Consider the following 17,112-nt stretch of genomic DNA (forward strand, 5'->3'; position numbering starts at 1 on the left):
TTAGTAGGCTCTTTAAATATTTTAGAGTTCATGGTTACAACGGTTGCTATTTTACAGTGCATCTCACAACACTTTCTTCAAAAATATACATGTTAACATACCCTGGACGTACAAGATCACACTTATACCCAAGCTTTTCATAAAATACTTTCGCTTTTTGAAAATTCATGGTTGCAACGGTTGCTATTTTACAGTGCATCTCACGACCATAATCATGAACTTCTTCCATTAGCTGCTTTCCCATACCTTTTCTTCTATAATCAGAATGTACCCAAAGCAAGTCAGTGTAAATTGAACCATAGATAACAAAACCGCTACAACCTGCAATAATTTGTTCAGTATCATCGCGAATAAAAAAAGCAAATGGGTTACACGTACCTTTATCAACGGTTTCTTCATTAATCTTTTTGAGTAGGAATTCAATGTCTTTGCTACTTGGTGATGTGGTGTGTTCTATTTTCATCCCTCGGCCTAATACCGCATACTGATTTCTCTCTTTATCTTATATAAATTAATTAAGTAAAGTGAATACAGTATCCACACTACTAAAAAAAATGTGGCACAAAACATAAACATTGCAACCAGTGGCAACAGCAGGGAACTTTCTATTGCTATTCCACCTTTTCTCAAAATGCTTGCTGGCTGATGGAGAGTGGACCATAAATTCACGGAAAATTTTACTATAGGAATATTTATAGCACTAAAGATGGCAAATACTGCTGCTGATTTTTCTGCCCTCGCTTCATTATCAAAAGCGCTCCACAATGAAAGGTAGCCAACATATAGGAAAAGTAAAATCAGCATTGAAGTAAGCCTTGCATCCCATACCCACCAAGTGCCCCAGGTTCCTTTTCCCCAGATGCTGCCTGTGATTAAGCATATTGCCGAAAAGATTGTCCCTGCAGGAGCAGCAGCATGTGCCAAGACACTAGCAATGCTATTGTTCCATACCAATGAAATGAAACTGAGTGATGCAATTAATCCATATATTCCAAGAGCAAGCCATGCAGAAGGCACATGAATGTACATGATTCGTACAATTTCTCCTTGTTTATAATCTTCTGGAGAGAAGAATAACGCCAAAGACATTCCAATTAAAAAACATGCGAAACAAATAACCCCAAGCCAAGGTAGAGCTTTCTTAGAAAAATAAGAGAAATTTGTAGGCTTTAATAAAAACATTCGTTTTGAGAATAATTGTGTTAAGAATTTACCAATTAGTTTGAGTTTTATCAACAGGATAGTTTTTCTATATTTACGTAGGTCAACAAATTAGCATAATTTCAGTAGCAGATTGCTAGCCATTATTTTTAGTATAACACTATATAAAACATGACCATTAAAAAGCTTAATCTACACTTAGTATCAGATTCAAGTGGTGAAACTGTTATATCAGTTGCAAAATCAGCTCTGAAACACTTTCGTTCTATAGAAACGATCGAATATGTTTGGTCTTTTGTGAAAAAAGAGGAGCAGATTGACAAAATTCTGGAGGAAATTAATAGGAAAAGTGATGAGCATAATTTTGTTATATGCACTATTACTGATGATGAGCTAAGAAAATATTTAAAAGATAACTGTATAAAGTTGAAAATTCCCTATAGAGCAATATTATCACATATTATTAGAGAAATTTCGTCCTATCTTAAAATTGAAAAAGACGAAAAGCTTGACTTGCATACTGAGATAAATAACGAATATTTTCAGCGCATTGAGGCAATAAACTACACTATTAATCATGATGATGGACAAAATATTCAAGATATTGATAAAGCAGATATAATTTTGGTTGGAGTTTCACGTACATCAAAATCTCCCACCAGTACGTATTTAGCTTACCGAGGCTATAAAGTTGCAAATATTCCTTTTGTTAGTGGAGTACCCTTTTATGTTGACTTGGCAAAATTAAAAAATAAACTAACGATAGGGGTAACAATAGACGTAAGTAGGCTAATAGAAATACGCAAAAATAGACTTACTTCAATTAACAACGAAGATAATAATATATATGCTAACCCTGAGAAAGTAGAAAAGGAAATTAAAGAAGCAGAGGAGCTCTTTAAACAGAATAACTGGCCAGTTATCGATGTCACGCAAAAGTCGATCGAAGAAGTATCAGCAACAATTATACAATATTTTAATAAAATGTTATCAATTGACTAACTCTTGATAAGTGATTATAATGTAAAGTAATTTAATTCTTACTATAGATATGAAAGTCAAAGGGTCCCTAAAATCTCATCGTAACAGAGATAAAAATTGTAAAGTTGTGAAAAGGGGTGGTAAGATTTACATTATAAATAAGGTAAAGCCAAGGTGTAAAGCGCGTCAAGGTTCTTAGCTTTTTGTTCACCTTTTCATGTTATATATTTTTTATATGTGAAAGTACGGTGCTTATATCTAAAAAGAAGCAAAAATTACTGTGTTTAAGCGTAACCTTACTCATTTCTTCTCTTACATTATATTTCAGCATTAGCACAATTACAGGTAAACGTGGCTTATTGACGTTAATCGATTTAAAAAAAGAAATCGAGTACAATGAACTTTTGCTAAAGGATGTCTCTTCTGAAAAGGAAAAGTTGGACAACAAAGTATTTGGCTTATATGAAAAAAGCTTAGATTTAGATCTGCTTGATGAGCAAGCAAAAAATGCTTTAGGTTATGTGAACCCTAATGAACTTATGGTTGTTCTTGACGTGGAATAGCAGTAGTGACCTTACCCAGAAAAAGTGGAGAGAAAGAAAAGAGTTTTTTTGGGTAAAATAAAATTTTGGAGGATTAGAAATGGTAAGAGAATATACAGCAGAATTCAAATTGGAAGCTGTTAAACTGGCAAATGAACAAAGAAAGGTAGGTCAACCAGTTGCAAAAGTAGCAAGAGATCTAGGAATAAGGGATAGTGTATTAGGAAAATGGATGAAGAAATATAACGAAAAAAAGTCAGCGGCAAATGCATTTCCAGATGTAGCACCTTATGACAAAGAGAGATTTGATTTACAGAAAGAGTTAGCAAAAGTAACAAGAGAAAGAGACATTTTAAAAAAAGCCCTGGCCAGTCAAAAAGAGTAAAATATTTTTTTATAAAAGAGCATAGTAACTGCTATAAAGTACAGGAATTATGTAGGATTTTCTGCTAGTGGCTACTATAAGTGGACCACAAGAAAAATAAGCAGTAGAGAATCAGCAAATAAAGAGCTACTCGAAGCTATTCAAAAAATATATCAAGTTTCTAAATGTAGATATGGAGCTCCTAAAATTCATGCTGAATTGAAGGCTTTGGGTAAAAGTTGCAATTTGAAAACGGTGCAAAGTATTATGCAGAAAAATGACATCAGGGCTATACTGAGAAGAAAGTTTAAAATTAAAAAACAACAAACAGATAATAGAGCTGTAGCTCCCAATATACTAGATCAAAACTTTATTGTTGATCAACCAAATAAAGTATGGGATTACTTACATCAAAACCAAGGAGGGATGGCTATATTTGGCAGCAATAATTCTCACGTATGGTAGTTAATGAGTAGTGCAATAAACAAACAATTGGTTATGAACTCTTTATTAATGGCCATTAATAGGCGTAAACCTGTTAAAAATCTACTGCTGCACAGTGACCAAGGTTCACAATATACTGCGCAAGGGTATCAATATCTCTTAGCTGTAAAGAATATAGATGAGTAATAAAGGCTGTTGTTACGACAATTCTGTTGCAGAAAGCTTCTTTAGCTCATTGAAAAGAGAAATACTTATTGATACTTCACAACACTCTGCTCAACAAACTAGAACTGCAATATTTGAATACATAGAAATTTTTTATAACAAACAACGTCACTATTAACTATTGCATTCCAGAACAATTTGATGCATCATTCTTTTTGTAAAAAACATTCCACACTTTCTCTCCACTTTTTCTGGGTAAGGTCAAAGGATCTTGTGTCTTAAACCTTATCACCAGGCTTAACAAATAGGTGGCCCAATACTATTAACTTTATGGGTTTACCTTCGTTATTTGCTACTATCCAAACCCCATCGCTCTCATGATCAACAATTTCTATTGGTGCAAATACTACATAATTATTATCATCAACAATCTTTATTCCAAGAGCACCTTCGTCACTTAAGCTCAGGGCTGAAGAAGGAACTTTATATGCAAATCTTTCGCCTGAAGGTAGCCTTACGTTGGCAGTTAGTCCCTGCAAGGATATCATTTTATTATTAGTTACCTTTACTTCTACCCTATAAGACCCAGTTTTAGGCTCAGCAATTTTACTAATAAAACTTACTTCACCTGCCAATTCTTTTCCGTCCAGCAAATTAATTTGAGCTGTGCTGCCTAGCTCTATTTTATTTACTTCATTTTCCGAAACGTATAACACTACAAGAATTTGATCGAAATTAACCACGTCAGCTATTTTTTGCCCAGCATTAACAAAATCCCCTTCGTTTGCATTGATTTTATCAATATAACCATCTATAGGAGATGTGACTGCAGTATTTTCTAAATCCAATTCTAGCCTTTTTAGGTCAGCTTTTGCACTTTGTAACGCAGTAAAAGCTGCTTCTACTTGTATTTGTGCCCCATAGCCTTTTTTATTCAGTTTGTGAGAGGAATCATACTCAATTTCACGCTGCTTTAATAAAGCTTTGGCTTTCTGAGCTTGCTCAATCCTGTCATAATCTTCTATCTTTAACACTACATCATCTCTTTTTACCTTTTCACCATCAGGTAAATAAATAGCAATAATCTTACCACTTATTTTTGAGACAAGGCTAGCTCTATGTAAGGGATTTACTGTACCAGAAAAATTTAAATATATAGTGCGGTTTTGCGGCGCACATTCTTGAGTTTTTACTGAAAAGTTACTAGTTGCATTATCACTATGAACCGCCTGATCTTTTTTTAAAAATGCACTGCTGATAAAAAACAGTAGAATAAAAGCAATACTGGAAATGATGATTACTTTATTTCTCATCTTTAAACAATAGAATTTGTTAACTAATTTTGTTAGAAACAACTGCATAAATTTTCGAATCAGAAATGTAAGTATAATACATGCACCATTGTCACTCCATAAATAATTTTATATGAGAACAAACACAAGATTTTCCTACAATAAGTAAGTTTTCTATTGCAAAAATGCAATTTTGAATCGAATAAAAATGTAAAATTGCAAATAAAGTTGTGCATAAAACTGGATTTAAAAAAATCTCGAAAAACATACTAATACCAATTCTCATTGTTGTCCAGTCAAATAGGAAACATTGCAGAGTTGTTTAATTGTGGAGCTGGCAAGAGAAGTAATAAATTTGCACAAAGCACCCTCAAGTAGAGCAATTGTATCGTATATTTTATTGCGCAAAATGTTCTGTTTTATATATAACCAAAGCCTCTCAACAGGATTTAGCTCAGGTGAGTATGGAGGTAGGTATATAATGTCGATATTTTTAGGTACCTTTAAATTTTTTGACCTATGCCAACTAGCACAGTCCATAACGAGAAAAGCCTCTCGTGTTTCTAGATATTGCGAAATTTGCTCAAGAAATATGTTCATGCAATCAGTGTTGACATTTGGTGCAAATAAGCTAGAACTCTCTCCATTTCTAGGATTAACTGCACTATAGAGATAGAAATTTTGCCTACCTAATTTTGTTTTAACCTGTGTTCTAATCCCCTTTTTAAACCACCCATGTCCAACTTTTGAATGTGTGCCAAACCGTGATTCATCAAAGAAAAATAGCTCTTTTTCTGGATACTTGCTAATAGCTCCATTGAGATTTTTTTTTGAATTCCTCTTGTTTGCTTTTATCTTGTCCATTATGAACTGGTCTTGGTGTAATATATGAGAATTTCATCTTTTGCATATGGCGGTGTACTGTAGATTTGCTGATATTTAATCCGAACTTTTCCTGGATTCTTATTCTCATTTCTTTAATGGTGATATTAGGATTTTCTTCTATCCACTCTTCAATTTGCTGTAGTTGAGCCTGATTTAATTTAGTTTTTCTACGACGTTGTGAAGGAGCAAACAGTTTTTCTTCTCTGCCAATTTTCAAGAGTTTTACCCACGAAGTTAGTGCGCTTCTTGAAATGCAATATATTTTTGCTACAGCCGTTATACTGTACTTTTTTGCTGCAATTACAGCATTTAGTTTTTTTGAAACATATGCATTATTCCTTACTTTCTTCAGCATTTCTTTTGCTGATTCTACTACTTTTTCATCCAATAATTTTGATCTTAATGCCATTTAAACCTCGCTATTTTACTTACTTCAGTATGGCTTTTCTTCCATCATTGTCCATCTGTTTGCCCTGTAATGGGAATTGGTATAAAACTTTTAAATAATAACTTTATATCTAGTGGCTTTGCCTTCTCCAAGACGCTGTAAGTATTTCATCCCTAGCAGTTTCTTTGTAATTGCCTCTACTGTTCTTGGAGGAAATCCTAGAGCTTCTATAGCATCTTTTCTACTAAATTCTTTATCTGCAAGGCTAAGTGCCCACTCCCAGAAGAATAATTGTTTTCTTGATAATAAATATTCAGTATTCTCCCTCTCAAGAATATAATGCCCCTCATTTGCTTGCGTTTTGAGCACATTAAGAAAAAATATTAACCATGGGGAAATATCTTCTTTGCCACTTTTCCAGCTACTTTGTGTTTTATTAAGCGCTAAATAGTAATCAAGTTTGTTAGTTTCAATTATCTTTTCATGTGATACAATAGATACAAAATCATAACCCTGCTGCAACAGCATTAAATTAGTCATCAATCTACTAGTTCTGCCATTCCCATCTTGAAAAGGGTGTATTGCCAGATACTCAAAAACAAAGTTAGCAATAATAATAAGAGGATGCTTAAATTTATTATTTAAGGACCAGTGATACCAATCAATAAGCTCTTGTACTTCCTTTCTAACAAGGTAAGGTGGTGTGGGATCAAAAATTATACCAACAACTTTTCCATTCTGATCTTTTGCCTCAACTCTATTAGAACTTGCTTTGTATTTTCCTCTATGATACAAATCTTTTTCACTATAAAGTAGCATCTGGTTGTTAATGTGCAATATTGATGACTCACTAATTGGAATATCCGTATAATCATGAAATATTAGTTTAAGCATTTCTAAGTAGCCAGCAATTTCTTGCTCATCTCTATTTTTAAATTTTTTGACACGTAGGTTTTTATATAGATCCTCAACTTCTTTATCGGTTAGACGATTTCCTTCAATACGGTTAGAAGCGCCAGAAGATGTAACAATAACTGAATGAGTTAATCTTTCAATTGTTTGTGGTAGTAGTTTTTTCGTTACCTGCCAGCTATTTTTAACACTATCAACTGCAGTAATTAACTCGTACACTTGCTCAATTACAGGCCCTTCTAGGTTGAGACGTGTACTAAAACGAAAATTCTTCCAGTTCATATTCTTCTCACATGCATATTATGTGAGATAATGTGAGATAATGTGATAAAAGTCAATAGTAAGCTTTATATGCATAGCAGAGCTAACTACAAAAATTATACATTTTTAAGTGATCCTAACCATATCAAAAACTACAGGGCAAAGCTGTTAGAGGAAGGCTTAATTAGTTAAAAATTTCAATCTTATGTAAAATATTGTCTTATTTTGTAATTTTCTTGTTGACTAACGAGACGATATCTACTTTTCAATAAACTCCATTTGCATTTCTTGTATACTGCTTTCTATTTGCTTTATTTGTTCTATCAACCTTTCCTCTAAGTCAAGATTACCGCTCAGCCTCGCTTCGGTTCTTTCTTTTCGTAATGCATTTAACTCTTTTAGTAACACTATATTATTCCACACAATTTCTGCAGATTTTCTCTCGTTCAGTTGGCTATTTAGTACACTAGTTTTTTCAAATACATACTTTATAACGTTAAACTGTTTCAATTCTTGTAACAAAGCCTCTTTATCGAGTTTGCTTTTGTTACTTATTACATCAATTACACGCTGTTGTAATCTTTTCATCTCATTAGTAAATTCAAAATGAGAAAATTGCTCAAAAAATATAGGACGGTTCAAGATTTCAGGAAATTCTACGGCTATACGCAAAATTACGGCCTGATTTTGCTCTGCTTCAATTAGCTCTGGAGATTTGTTATGAAGATACTCACCTTTTGTTGCTCCAGTTTTACTATTAAAAATCTGTTTTTTGAAGCTACTTCTTAGTTCACTAGCCTTATTGTAAAAATAATCTCTGTAATACCTTCTAATACTGCTGTTGCTAATAGTATTTACATATTCCATGAACTTGTGCTCAAGAATTGAATATTTTTCCGGAGCAAGTTTTTCATAATTTTGCAAATTGCTATCGATTATGTGATGCCATAAATATTCAGAATGCAGTTTTGTTGAATGGTCAAGAGCAGTCAATACGTCTTCTTTCTTGTATTCCAGTTCGTTACATATATCGTATGGATCTTTATTACTCGGCAAAGTCACAAACTTTAACGTGTATCCAGGCTCTAATATTAGCAGAGCAAGTTCTGCAACTCGAGTAGCAGCATGACGTCCAGCACTATCGCCATCCATACAGATGGAGATTTCTTTAGCAAATTTCCATAGATTTTTTATCTGTTCTGCAGAAATTGCAGTACCAAGCGGAGCAACTGTATTGCTAATTTCCGCTTGATGTAGTGCTATCACGTCCATATATCCTTCAACAACAAATATGTGCTGTTTTTTACGTATTTCGCTTAAAGCAAAGTTTAATCCGTATAAATTCTCCCTCTTCTTGAAGAGCTGACTCTCTGGACTGTTTAAATATTTCGGCTGTTGCTCAGAACTTAGCGCACGTCCGCCAAAACCAATAACTCTCCCTGCAATGCTCTGTATAGGAAATATCAGCCGGTCATAAAAATAATCATGAAAATTTTTGTTTACTAATCCAATATCAATTAAAATTTTGTCTTCAATACCTGAAGAGTTTAAATACTCTTTCAAACCAGAGCTTGGTGCATAACCTATCTTAAATTTATCTATGATTTTAGGTGAAATCTTACGCTGCTTTAAATAATCTACAACACTTTGATTTTTTTGTGCAAACCAATTTGCAGCTAAATCAAGCGCTAAAAATAGTTTATTGTTCTCTTTTGTAATACTAAGATTTTTGGGCAGTTCAACACCTGTAACCGATGCTAATTTTTCCAATGCTTCTTTAAAGCTTAATCCTTCAGTTTGTGAAATAAATTCAAATGCATCACCACTAGCTAAGCAACCAAAACAGTAATATAACCCCTTAGTATTGCTCACCGAAAAAGATGGGGTTTTTTCGTTATGAAATGGACAGAGCCCAACAAAACTATCTCCTCTTTTTATTAATCTGACTTTTTTACCTACTATGTCGGATAATAATAATTTTGATTTTATAATATCTGTGTGATCCATCTTATTGAATTAGTAGTAGGATAAAAATTATATAGAATTTATACACATCTGACTCGAAATTTATTTCTATAACTAAAGCAATTTAGATTTACCGACAATGTAGCTATACAAATTCAAGAGCAATCCTGTCATCCAGGTAGCCCACAGAAACAAAAAACTTCCTTGACAAACCTCGCCAGCGCCCTTATCATGAAACTGAAGCTATTTATTTATCTTCTCTGTACAGATTAAATGACAAAAAAACTCAACGTATCTGGCGTCTCATGTTTAATTTTTTGCACTATGTGCACCTTATGTCTTTATCAAATTTCCGGGTTTTGACCTACACAAGCTGAAATACGCTTATAAAGCATTTAAAACATTAAAAAACGCCAACTTAAAAAATGGATAGTGAATAACTAGCTACCCTAGGGTTTCTTTTGCCTTTTTTTCTGTTTAGTAAATTTCTTAACGTTTATAATTTAGATTAGTTGCGGCTTAAAAGCAGCTAAATCGCGGTTATTAAGTGTTTAGAATAAAAAAACGCCATACTTGAAAGTATAATGTAAGTAATTAGCCAACCACGGGGCTTCTTTTGCCTTTTTTTTCGTTTGGTAAATTTCTTAATATTTATACAGAAGGTGTCATTCCAGTGCTTGACACTGGAATCCAGTTCTTATTATACAGCTATCTGGTGTACTTATTTAAAATTAAGTTTTCTGGATCTCAGTGCCAAAGCACTGGGATGACACCCTTCCTGGCGGAGATTATTCTCAAATCACAATGTTCGTACAGTTGTGGAATGAATTGCGGTATGACGTAGGAAAACCTTAGCTATAGCTTTAGAACTCCCAAAAGGTCAGAAGCATTGAATGACTTGACAGAAAGTTCAAACCCATATAAAATGTCCTTATTTCTTATATGTTAGGTATAGTATCAATTGCCTCAGATCATGCTGGTTATGAATTAAAATCAGAAATAAAACCTTACCTGGAAGCCCTAGGTTACAGAGTAGTAGATCAAGGCTGCACTGTTAAGCAAAAGTGTGTAGATTACCCAAACTATGCTGTTAAAGTTGTAGAAGATATAACAAGCAAAAAAGCAAATTATGGGATATTAATTTGTGGTACAGGTTTGGGCATGAGTACTGTGGCAAATCGTTTTGAAGGAATCTACGCTGCTTTATGTAACAGTGTTGAGATCGCAAAATTAGCTCGCGAGCATGGCAACGCAAATGTACTGTGTCTTGGTGCAGGGTTTACTGCGAGTGGATTAGCAAAAGACATAGTCAAACAATTCCTCGAAACAGAATTTTCAAAAGAAAGCAGACATAAAAAACGCCTTGATAAACTCAGCAATATAACCTCTAAGAAAAAAAAAACAAAAACTTATAACGAAGATGAAATATCAAAATTCGCTAAAATGGCAGGCCAGTGGTGGGATGAGAACGGCAAATTCAAACCATTGCACATGATGAATCCTGTTAGAGTATCTTACATTATTGAGAAAATAAAAGAGTTAAAAAAATGCAATTTGAAAGAATTATCATTGCTTGATGTTGGATGCGGTGGTGGCATTTTGTCAGAGTCAATGGCACGCGTTGGCATTAACGTTGTGGGAATAGATGTATGTGAAGAAAACATAAAAGTAGCGCATTCACATGCAAAAAAAGTAGGGTTAAATATAGAATATATACACACCAGCATTGAAGAGCTAAGCAATGACAAGAAGTACGACGTGGTTCTGCTGATGGAAGTAGTTGAACATGTGGATAATTTAGAGCTTTTCATGAAAAAAGCGATAGAACTGCTAAAACCGGAGGGGTTAATCTTTATATCCACAATAAATAGAACTATTAAATCCTTTTGTCTTGCAATAATTGGTGCAGAGTACATATTAAATTGGCTGCCAAAAGGTACACATAACTGGAATAAATTTCTCAAGCCGTCAGAAATTGCAAATCACTTAAGAGAAAATAATGTAACGCTGCAAAACATGGCTGGCATGGAGTACAACGTAATAAAGCGTGAGTGGAATCTAACTAAAGGCGTGGATGTTAATTATATACTCTGCGGTTTGTTAGATTTAACTCTATAAAAGCACCATTTTCACTTCCAATACTTTGAAGGATCTTGGCCAGCTTTTATACAGTAGCCTTTATTAGTTAGCGCCCAACCGGAACGACAAGCATAACCTGTACCTACACGTTCATATCCAGGAGCAGCAACACACTTTCCATTCTCCAAGGTTTGACCTTTAAAAAGACAACAAACTTCTTTTTCTGTTACCTTTGTTACAATTTGAGGAGCACCAAAAAACACAGCAACAAACATACCCAGTGCGAAAAGTGCAGGCCAAGGCATTCTGCCAAATATTGCAAGTAAGCTTGAACCAATTATTACCACTGTAATCATTGGTCCACCTATTCCATGAACGTAACCTATTACATTACACATTACATCTGTTGCTCCATCAGCGTGTGCATCAAATGCATAGAAAACTATAAATAGAATTACAAGAAAATTTCCCATTGTTCTTTCAATAATCATGCCTGATTGTTTCTTATTTTTATAAAATTTCAGTAAATCGCTTTTTTCAAAAATTATGCTTAACCTAATCAATATTTATTTATTACTGCCTTTTTAATACTATAATTAACTCAGTTGATTTTTATCAAAATGCTAAACCATGGAACAATTCGAGAACTTTTACATCACCACGCCAGTATATTACGTAAACGATAAGCCACATATTGGTCATGCATACACTTCTCTCTTGTGTGACGTGGTGGCAAGGTTCATGAAACTAGCTGGGAAAAATGTCAAATTTACCACCGGTACAGATGAACATGGACAAAAAATAGAAAAAGCAGCTAAAGCAAAGGAAATGCAGCCAAAAGAATTTACAGATGAAGTGAGCGTTTCATTTAAAGAATTGGCTAAGTTCATGAATTTTGAGTATGACGATTTTATTCGCACTACGGAGGAACGTCACAAAAAAGCAGTTATAGCTTTATGGAATAGACTTGAAGAGAGAGGGCAAATATATTTGGATTCCTATTCGGGTTGGTATTCAGTTCGTGATGAAGCATTTTATCAGGAATCAGAGCTGATAGATGGCAAAGCACCAACAGGCGCAGAAGTTCAGTGGATAAAAGAAGAGAGCTACTTTTTTCGCTTGTCAAACTGGCAAGACAAATTACTGGAACTCTATAAAAATCAGCCAAGTTTTATCTTTCCTGAGAGCAGAAGAAATGAAGTGATATCGTTTGTAAGATCAGGGCTCATTGACCTCTCAATCTCTCGCACTAGTTTTAACTGGGGAATAAAAGTACCAGGTAATGACAAACACGTAATCTATGTCTGGATAGATGCATTAACCAATTATCTTACATCAATAGGTTTCCCTAGTACTGAAGGTGAGGAATATAAGAGGTTTTGGGCAGAATCTAAAACGCAGATTCCAGCGTCACGCGCTGGAATGACACCAAACCAAGGGAAAACGCAGATTCCAGTGTTACGCGCCGCAAACCTAGCTGACAGCTCTTTCAACGTTCATGTAATTGGTAAAGACATATTGCGCTTTCACGCCGTATATTGGCCGGCAATTCTCCTTGCAGCAGATTTGCCACTACCAAAACAAATTGCAGTTCATGGTTGGTGGCTAAACGAGGGAGAAAAAATATCCAAGTCCCTTGGTAATGTCATAGATCCAATTGGCCTCGCTCAAGAGTTTGGTGTTGATCAACTACGCTATTTTCTCCTTCGAGAAGCAAGTTTTGGCCAGGATGGTAACTTTAGTAAGAAAAATATGATCAGCCGGATAAATTCAGAACTGGCAAACAACATAGGCAATTTAGTACAAAGAACAATTTCATTTTTACACAAGCAATGCTCTGGAATTGTACCAACAATTGATCGAGATTTACTTAGAGGTGAAGAAAGTCTGCCAAATTGCAAAGCTATACTAGGTCAAGTGATGGACCATTTATCAAAGTATGAATTTAACCAGATTATGCTTCTAATTATCAACATCTCTTCTGAAGCAAATGCCTACATAGACAAAAGTGCACCCTGGACATTAAGCAAAACTGATAGAGAACGCATGAATTTAGTAATTTACAAGTTACTGGAATATATCAGGATAATTGGCACTTTATTGCAACCGATTGTTCCAAAGTCAGCAGAGATGATACTAAATCAACTGCAAATTCCGAAAGAACAACGAGATTTAAAATCTTTGTACGACACGTGCGTAAGTTCAGGCATTACGCTGCCTAAACCTACGCCGGTTTTTTTGAGGGTTGATGTTTAACCAAGGAAGCATTCAGGTAGTAATACCAATTCCCATTACAGGGCAAACAGATGGACAATGATGGAAGAAAAGCCATACTGAAGTAAGTAAAATAGCGAGGTTTAAATGGCATTAAGATCAAAATTATTGGATGAAAAAGTAGTAGAATCAGCAAAAGAAATGCTGAAGAAAGTAATGAATAATGCATATGTTTCAAAAAAACTAAATGCTGTAATTGCAGCAAAAAAGTACAGTATAACGGCTGTAGCAAAAATATATTGCATTTCAAGAAGCGCACTAACTTCGTGGGTAAAACTCTTGAAAATTGGCAGAGAAGAAAAACTGTTTGCTCCTTCACAACGTCGTAGAAAAACTAAATTAAATCAGGCTCAACTACAGCAAATTGAAGAGTGGATAGAAGAAAATCCTAATATCACCATTAAAGAAATGAGAATAAGAATCCAGGAAAAGTTCGGATTAAATATCAGCAAATCTACAGTACACCGCCATATGCAAAAGATGAAATTCTCATATATTACACCAAGACCAGTTCATAATGGACAAGATAAAAGCAAACAAGAGGAATTCAAAAAAAAATCTCAATGGAGCTATTAGCAAGTATCCAGAAAAAGAGCTATTTTTCTTTGATGAATCACGGTTTGGCACACATTCAAAAGTTGGACATGGGTGGTTTAAAAAGGGGATTAGAACACAGGTTAAAACAAAATTAGGTAGGCAAAATTTCTATCTCTATAGTGCAGTTAATCCTAGAAATGGAGAGAGTTCTAGCTTATTTGCACCAAATGTCAACACTGATTGCATGAACATATTTCTTGAGCAAATTTCGCAATATCTAGAAACACGAGAGGCTTTTCTCGTTATGGACTGTGCTAGTTGGCATAGGTCAAAAAATTTAAAGGTACCTAAAAATATCGACATTATATACCTACCTCCATACTCACCTGAGCTAAATCCTGTTGAGAGGCTTTGGTTATGTATAAAACAGAACATTTTGCGCAATAAAATATACGATACAATTGCTCTACTTGAGGGTGCTTTGTGCAAATTTATTACTTCTCTTGCCAGCTCCACAATTAAACAACTCTGCAATGTTTCCTATTTGACTGGACAACAATGAGAATTGGTATAAGAGGTTGTCCGGAAACAAGTAAATTCAAGCATATTCCCTCTTTAACATAACCCTACTCATAGCTAGGTATATGAAATTCTCAGTGGATGTTGTGAGTAAATCATACTCCTTCGATAGCCTTCTATTCCTATTAACCCAAGCAAAAGTCCTTTCTACAACCCATCTTCTTGGCTGTACTTTAAACCCTTGTTCTCTTGTTGGTAGTAGCTCAGGTGGCGTATCTTTGTGCACCCAAAATCTACATGGAGGCCTTGTAACAATTTCAATATCTATGTCATATTCTTCCTTTATGTGATTCTTTGAATTTCTTCCTTGGTATCCCATGTCAGCCCACATTTTTTTAACTTTAGTATATTTTGTTCTCATATTGTTTAATGCTATTTTAATACCATCTCTATCATTTTCGTTAGCAGCGCCTACGTAACAACCTAGTATAAAACCCTGAGTGTCTGTAATTATATGCCTTTTTCTACCCTTTACTTTTTTACTTCCATCATAGCCTTTGATCCCCCCTTTTCTGTAGTCTTTACAGATTGACTATCTACTATACAGGCACTCGGCTGCTCATTCCTTCCTATTTTTCTTCTACTATATTTTGTAATTTCATAATTCATTTTCTCAAAAATTCCCTGCTTCTTCCATTGCCTGAACTGCTCATACACAGTCTTCCATAGCGGAAAATCATTTGGTAAATACCGCCATTGACACCCTGTACGCAATACATAGAAAATTGCTTCTAATATTTCTCTTTTGCTATACTTTGGCGGCCTTCCTCCTTTCTTGTATGATACTCTGAAGTGTTTTTCTATTCTTGCCCATTCCCTTTCGCTTAGATCTGTTGGATACTTTTTTCTCATCTTTACCCCGTACTAAAATTTCAGATATTATAGCCTTTTACTTGTTTCCGGACAACCTCTAACACATCATATTTATTACTTATTTTAACTGCATACACTATAGGTTGTTCTACTCGTGCTTGTTTTCTTTTTCTTCTTGCGGCTCCACTTCTTTTATTTTTACCGTCTTCTTTCGTATTGTTTATGCTGTTGTCCCTTTGAAGATTTGGCTTTTGCTCTGCTTGCTCTTCTGGCTTTTGAGCTTCTTTATTTATAACCTCTTCTTGTGGTACATTAGCCAAGGTGTTTTTATGTTGAGCATGCAACAGATTAGTACCTAGTACATAACTATTTTGTACACCACTCCAAAAGCTGGTAAATTTCCCTTTTACTAACTCATATACAACAGAAATTCTTGACTGAATTTTTGTTTTATTGTTTTCATCCAACTGCTCTTTCAGGCTAGAAACCTCAGTATCTTTTTCATCACCAGATTCTGCATCATAAAATACATCCTGATCCTCAGAAAGACTCATTAAATCACTTTTAGCAGCATCAACATTTAAATGATCAGGTTGCTTAGGAACGTTATCAATATTTAAATAATCCAAACTATTAGCTCGTTGCTTTTGCTCACTGGAAAGAACCTCAAGATTTAAATAATCCAAACGAGTTAGTTCTTGCATGCTAGGTTTAGATCCATCTTCACGCTTAAACTGCTCTTCCGGACTAGAAACCTTAGTACAATAAATCCTACTGTACAAGCTGCTTCCAACGCTGTTAAGTGCTCCTCTTACAGATGCAATTGACGCATCATAAGTATTTTTCAAGCCACCTCCAATACCACTAAGTGTTCCTTTTGTAGACTCAGTTGATGGCACATAATTATCGTAAGCATATTTGCCAGAATACAAGACACCATTAACTGCTTCTTTTGCAAACCAAACAGCGCTATTAACTGTTCCTTTTGCAAGCTGAACAGTGCCATCAGCAATTGCCACTTTTAATTTGTCTTCTTCTATCTTTTTATTTTTTTCAGCTAGTTGAGTTTTTGCTCAGAATTTTTCTGCTTTTGAGTGCGTACTTGATCTTTTAACTTAGAATTTTCTTCCTCTTTAGCTTTTACTTCCGCTTCTTTTTTAGCTAGTTGAGTTTTTTGCCCAGAAATTGTTTGCTCTTGAGCTTTCATTTTATTTTTTAACTCAGAATTTGTTTTGTTCTCACTAATTGCTTTATACGAAAGTGCAATAGTTACAACAGAAAACACAGCATAACCAATAATAAATGGCAAGCCAACACTTAATGCTGCAACTGGAGCTAAGAAACCAATATAAGGAGCTGCAGCAAACACTTCAGATGCTAATAAAGTTGCAGTAGCCAGAGCACCAGCTATAAGATAGGGTACATTGTTTTTATTCATCATCTCACGTATTATAAAATATAATACCATTA

The 17,112-nt window shown here is 34.6% G+C and carries 20 protein-coding genes and 1 pseudogene; 10 read left to right on the forward strand and 11 right to left on the reverse strand.

What is annotated here, in order from left to right:
* Window positions 1–46: 46 nt before the first annotated feature.
* Window positions 47–463: a GNAT family N-acetyltransferase gene (locus ABWU31_RS02520; protein WP_006279634.1), complete on the reverse strand. Its 417-nt coding sequence runs from the start codon at window positions 461–463 to the stop codon at window positions 47–49.
* Between the two features lie 8 nt (window positions 464–471).
* The gene (ccmC, locus tag ABWU31_RS02525) at window positions 472–1,182 is read right to left on the reverse strand and encodes a heme ABC transporter permease CcmC (RefSeq protein ID WP_006279633.1); all 711 of its coding nucleotides are present in this window, start codon (window positions 1,180–1,182) and stop codon (window positions 472–474) included.
* A 150-nt stretch (window positions 1,183–1,332) separates the two neighbouring features.
* Here ccmC and ABWU31_RS02530 point away from each other — a divergent pair, with 150 nt between their 5' ends.
* The 7 genes from ABWU31_RS02530 to ABWU31_RS02560 all read left to right on the forward strand — a co-directional run bounded on the left by ABWU31_RS02530 (window position 1,333) and on the right by ABWU31_RS02560 (window position 3,835).
* Entirely contained in the window at window positions 1,333–2,163 is an 831-nt protein-coding gene (locus tag ABWU31_RS02530) for a pyruvate, water dikinase regulatory protein (protein WP_353271318.1), read from the forward strand.
* Window positions 2,164–2,212: 49 nt separating this feature from the next.
* Window positions 2,213–2,341, forward strand: coding sequence for a type B 50S ribosomal protein L36 (gene ykgO / locus ABWU31_RS02535; RefSeq protein ID WP_006279631.1), 129 nt, complete (start codon window positions 2,213–2,215; stop codon window positions 2,339–2,341).
* A 49-nt stretch (window positions 2,342–2,390) separates the two neighbouring features.
* The gene (locus ABWU31_RS02540) at window positions 2,391–2,705 is read left to right on the forward strand and encodes an FtsB family cell division protein (RefSeq protein WP_006279630.1); all 315 of its coding nucleotides are present in this window, start codon (window positions 2,391–2,393) and stop codon (window positions 2,703–2,705) included.
* Window positions 2,706–2,784: 79 nt separating this feature from the next.
* Window positions 2,785–3,069, forward strand: coding sequence for a transposase (locus ABWU31_RS02545; RefSeq protein WP_041573518.1), 285 nt, complete (start codon window positions 2,785–2,787; stop codon window positions 3,067–3,069).
* Window positions 3,070–3,216: 147 nt separating this feature from the next.
* Window positions 3,217–3,513, forward strand: coding sequence for an IS3 family transposase (locus ABWU31_RS02555; protein WP_094189604.1), 297 nt, complete (start codon window positions 3,217–3,219; stop codon window positions 3,511–3,513).
* Between the two features lie 48 nt (window positions 3,514–3,561).
* Complete coding sequence (locus ABWU31_RS06730; RefSeq protein WP_406722028.1) at window positions 3,562–3,678, forward strand: hypothetical protein; 117 nt, start codon at window positions 3,562–3,564, stop codon at window positions 3,676–3,678.
* Complete coding sequence (locus ABWU31_RS02560) at window positions 3,671–3,835, forward strand: IS3 family transposase (RefSeq protein WP_010082072.1); 165 nt, start codon at window positions 3,671–3,673, stop codon at window positions 3,833–3,835. The genes ABWU31_RS06730 and ABWU31_RS02560 overlap by 8 nt, the downstream gene beginning before the upstream one ends.
* Before the next feature lie 100 nt (window positions 3,836–3,935).
* On the opposite strand, the gene ABWU31_RS02565 is transcribed toward ABWU31_RS02560, so the two are convergent.
* From ABWU31_RS02565 to ABWU31_RS06735, 5 genes and pseudogenes are all read right to left on the reverse strand, one after another.
* Window positions 3,936–5,018: an efflux RND transporter periplasmic adaptor subunit gene (locus ABWU31_RS02565; protein WP_236514883.1), complete on the reverse strand. Its 1,083-nt coding sequence runs from the start codon at window positions 5,016–5,018 to the stop codon at window positions 3,936–3,938.
* Between the two features lie 213 nt (window positions 5,019–5,231).
* Window positions 5,232–6,243, reverse strand: a protein-coding gene (locus ABWU31_RS02570; protein WP_265029767.1) for an IS630 family transposase whose coding sequence is annotated in 2 segments (ribosomal slippage) — window positions 5,232–5,780 and window positions 5,782–6,243 — 1,011 coding nt in all. Because the reading frame shifts where the segments join, the coding sequence is not laid out codon by codon here.
* Window positions 6,244–6,333: 90 nt separating this feature from the next.
* Entirely contained in the window at window positions 6,334–7,416 is a 1,083-nt protein-coding gene (locus ABWU31_RS02575; protein WP_353271319.1) for a Fic family protein, read from the reverse strand.
* A gap of 237 nt (window positions 7,417–7,653) precedes the next feature.
* Window positions 7,654–9,402 carry a DNA primase gene (gene dnaG / locus ABWU31_RS02580; RefSeq protein ID WP_353271320.1) on the reverse strand — a complete coding sequence of 583 codons (1,749 nt, stop codon included), beginning with the start codon at window positions 9,400–9,402 and terminating at the stop codon, window positions 7,654–7,656.
* A gap of 618 nt (window positions 9,403–10,020) precedes the next feature.
* A pseudogene (locus ABWU31_RS06735) lies at window positions 10,021–10,107 on the reverse strand (WPE palindromic element domain-containing protein); the annotation flags it as partial.
* A gap of 195 nt (window positions 10,108–10,302) precedes the next feature.
* On the opposite strand from ABWU31_RS06735, the gene ubiG reads away from it, so the two are divergent.
* Window positions 10,303–11,478, forward strand: a complete 1,176-nt coding sequence (ubiG, locus tag ABWU31_RS02590) for a bifunctional 2-polyprenyl-6-hydroxyphenol methylase/3-demethylubiquinol 3-O-methyltransferase UbiG (protein WP_077188583.1) — start codon at window positions 10,303–10,305, stop codon at window positions 11,476–11,478.
* Window positions 11,479–11,489: 11 nt separating this feature from the next.
* Here the strand turns inward: ubiG and ABWU31_RS02595 are convergent, their stop codons facing one another.
* Entirely contained in the window at window positions 11,490–11,912 is a 423-nt protein-coding gene (locus tag ABWU31_RS02595) for a TrbC/VirB2 family protein (protein WP_338482224.1), read from the reverse strand.
* A 157-nt stretch (window positions 11,913–12,069) separates the two neighbouring features.
* On the opposite strand from ABWU31_RS02595, the gene metG reads away from it, so the two are divergent.
* Complete coding sequence (gene metG, locus ABWU31_RS02600; protein WP_353271321.1) at window positions 12,070–13,695, forward strand: methionine--tRNA ligase; 1,626 nt, start codon at window positions 12,070–12,072, stop codon at window positions 13,693–13,695.
* Window positions 13,696–13,800: 105 nt separating this feature from the next.
* A protein-coding gene (locus tag ABWU31_RS02605; protein WP_353271270.1) for an IS630 family transposase occupies window positions 13,801–14,812 on the forward strand; the annotation gives its coding sequence in 2 pieces (ribosomal slippage) (window positions 13,801–14,262 and window positions 14,264–14,812; 1,011 coding nt in all).
* 36 nt (window positions 14,813–14,848) lie between these two features.
* Here ABWU31_RS02605 and ABWU31_RS02610 read toward each other — a convergent pair.
* From ABWU31_RS02610 to ABWU31_RS02620, 3 genes are all read right to left on the reverse strand, one after another.
* Window positions 14,849–15,681, reverse strand: a protein-coding gene (locus tag ABWU31_RS02610) for an IS5-like element ISWpi1 family transposase (protein WP_353271062.1) whose coding sequence is annotated in 2 segments (ribosomal slippage) — window positions 14,849–15,312 and window positions 15,312–15,681 — 834 coding nt in all. Because the reading frame shifts where the segments join, the coding sequence is not laid out codon by codon here.
* A gap of 20 nt (window positions 15,682–15,701) precedes the next feature.
* Window positions 15,702–16,661 (reverse strand): hypothetical protein, encoded by a 960-nt coding sequence (locus ABWU31_RS02615; RefSeq protein ID WP_353271322.1) that lies wholly within the window; start codon window positions 16,659–16,661, stop codon window positions 15,702–15,704.
* A 38-nt stretch (window positions 16,662–16,699) separates the two neighbouring features.
* Window positions 16,700–17,080 (reverse strand): hypothetical protein, encoded by a 381-nt coding sequence (locus ABWU31_RS02620; protein ID WP_353271323.1) that lies wholly within the window; start codon window positions 17,078–17,080, stop codon window positions 16,700–16,702.
* Between the last annotated feature and the right edge of the window lie 32 nt (window positions 17,081–17,112).

This window comes from Wolbachia endosymbiont (group A) of Alloplasta piceator (assembly GCF_964028505.1).
In the GTDB taxonomy this organism is placed as follows: domain Bacteria; phylum Pseudomonadota; class Alphaproteobacteria; order Rickettsiales; family Anaplasmataceae; genus Wolbachia; species Wolbachia pipientis.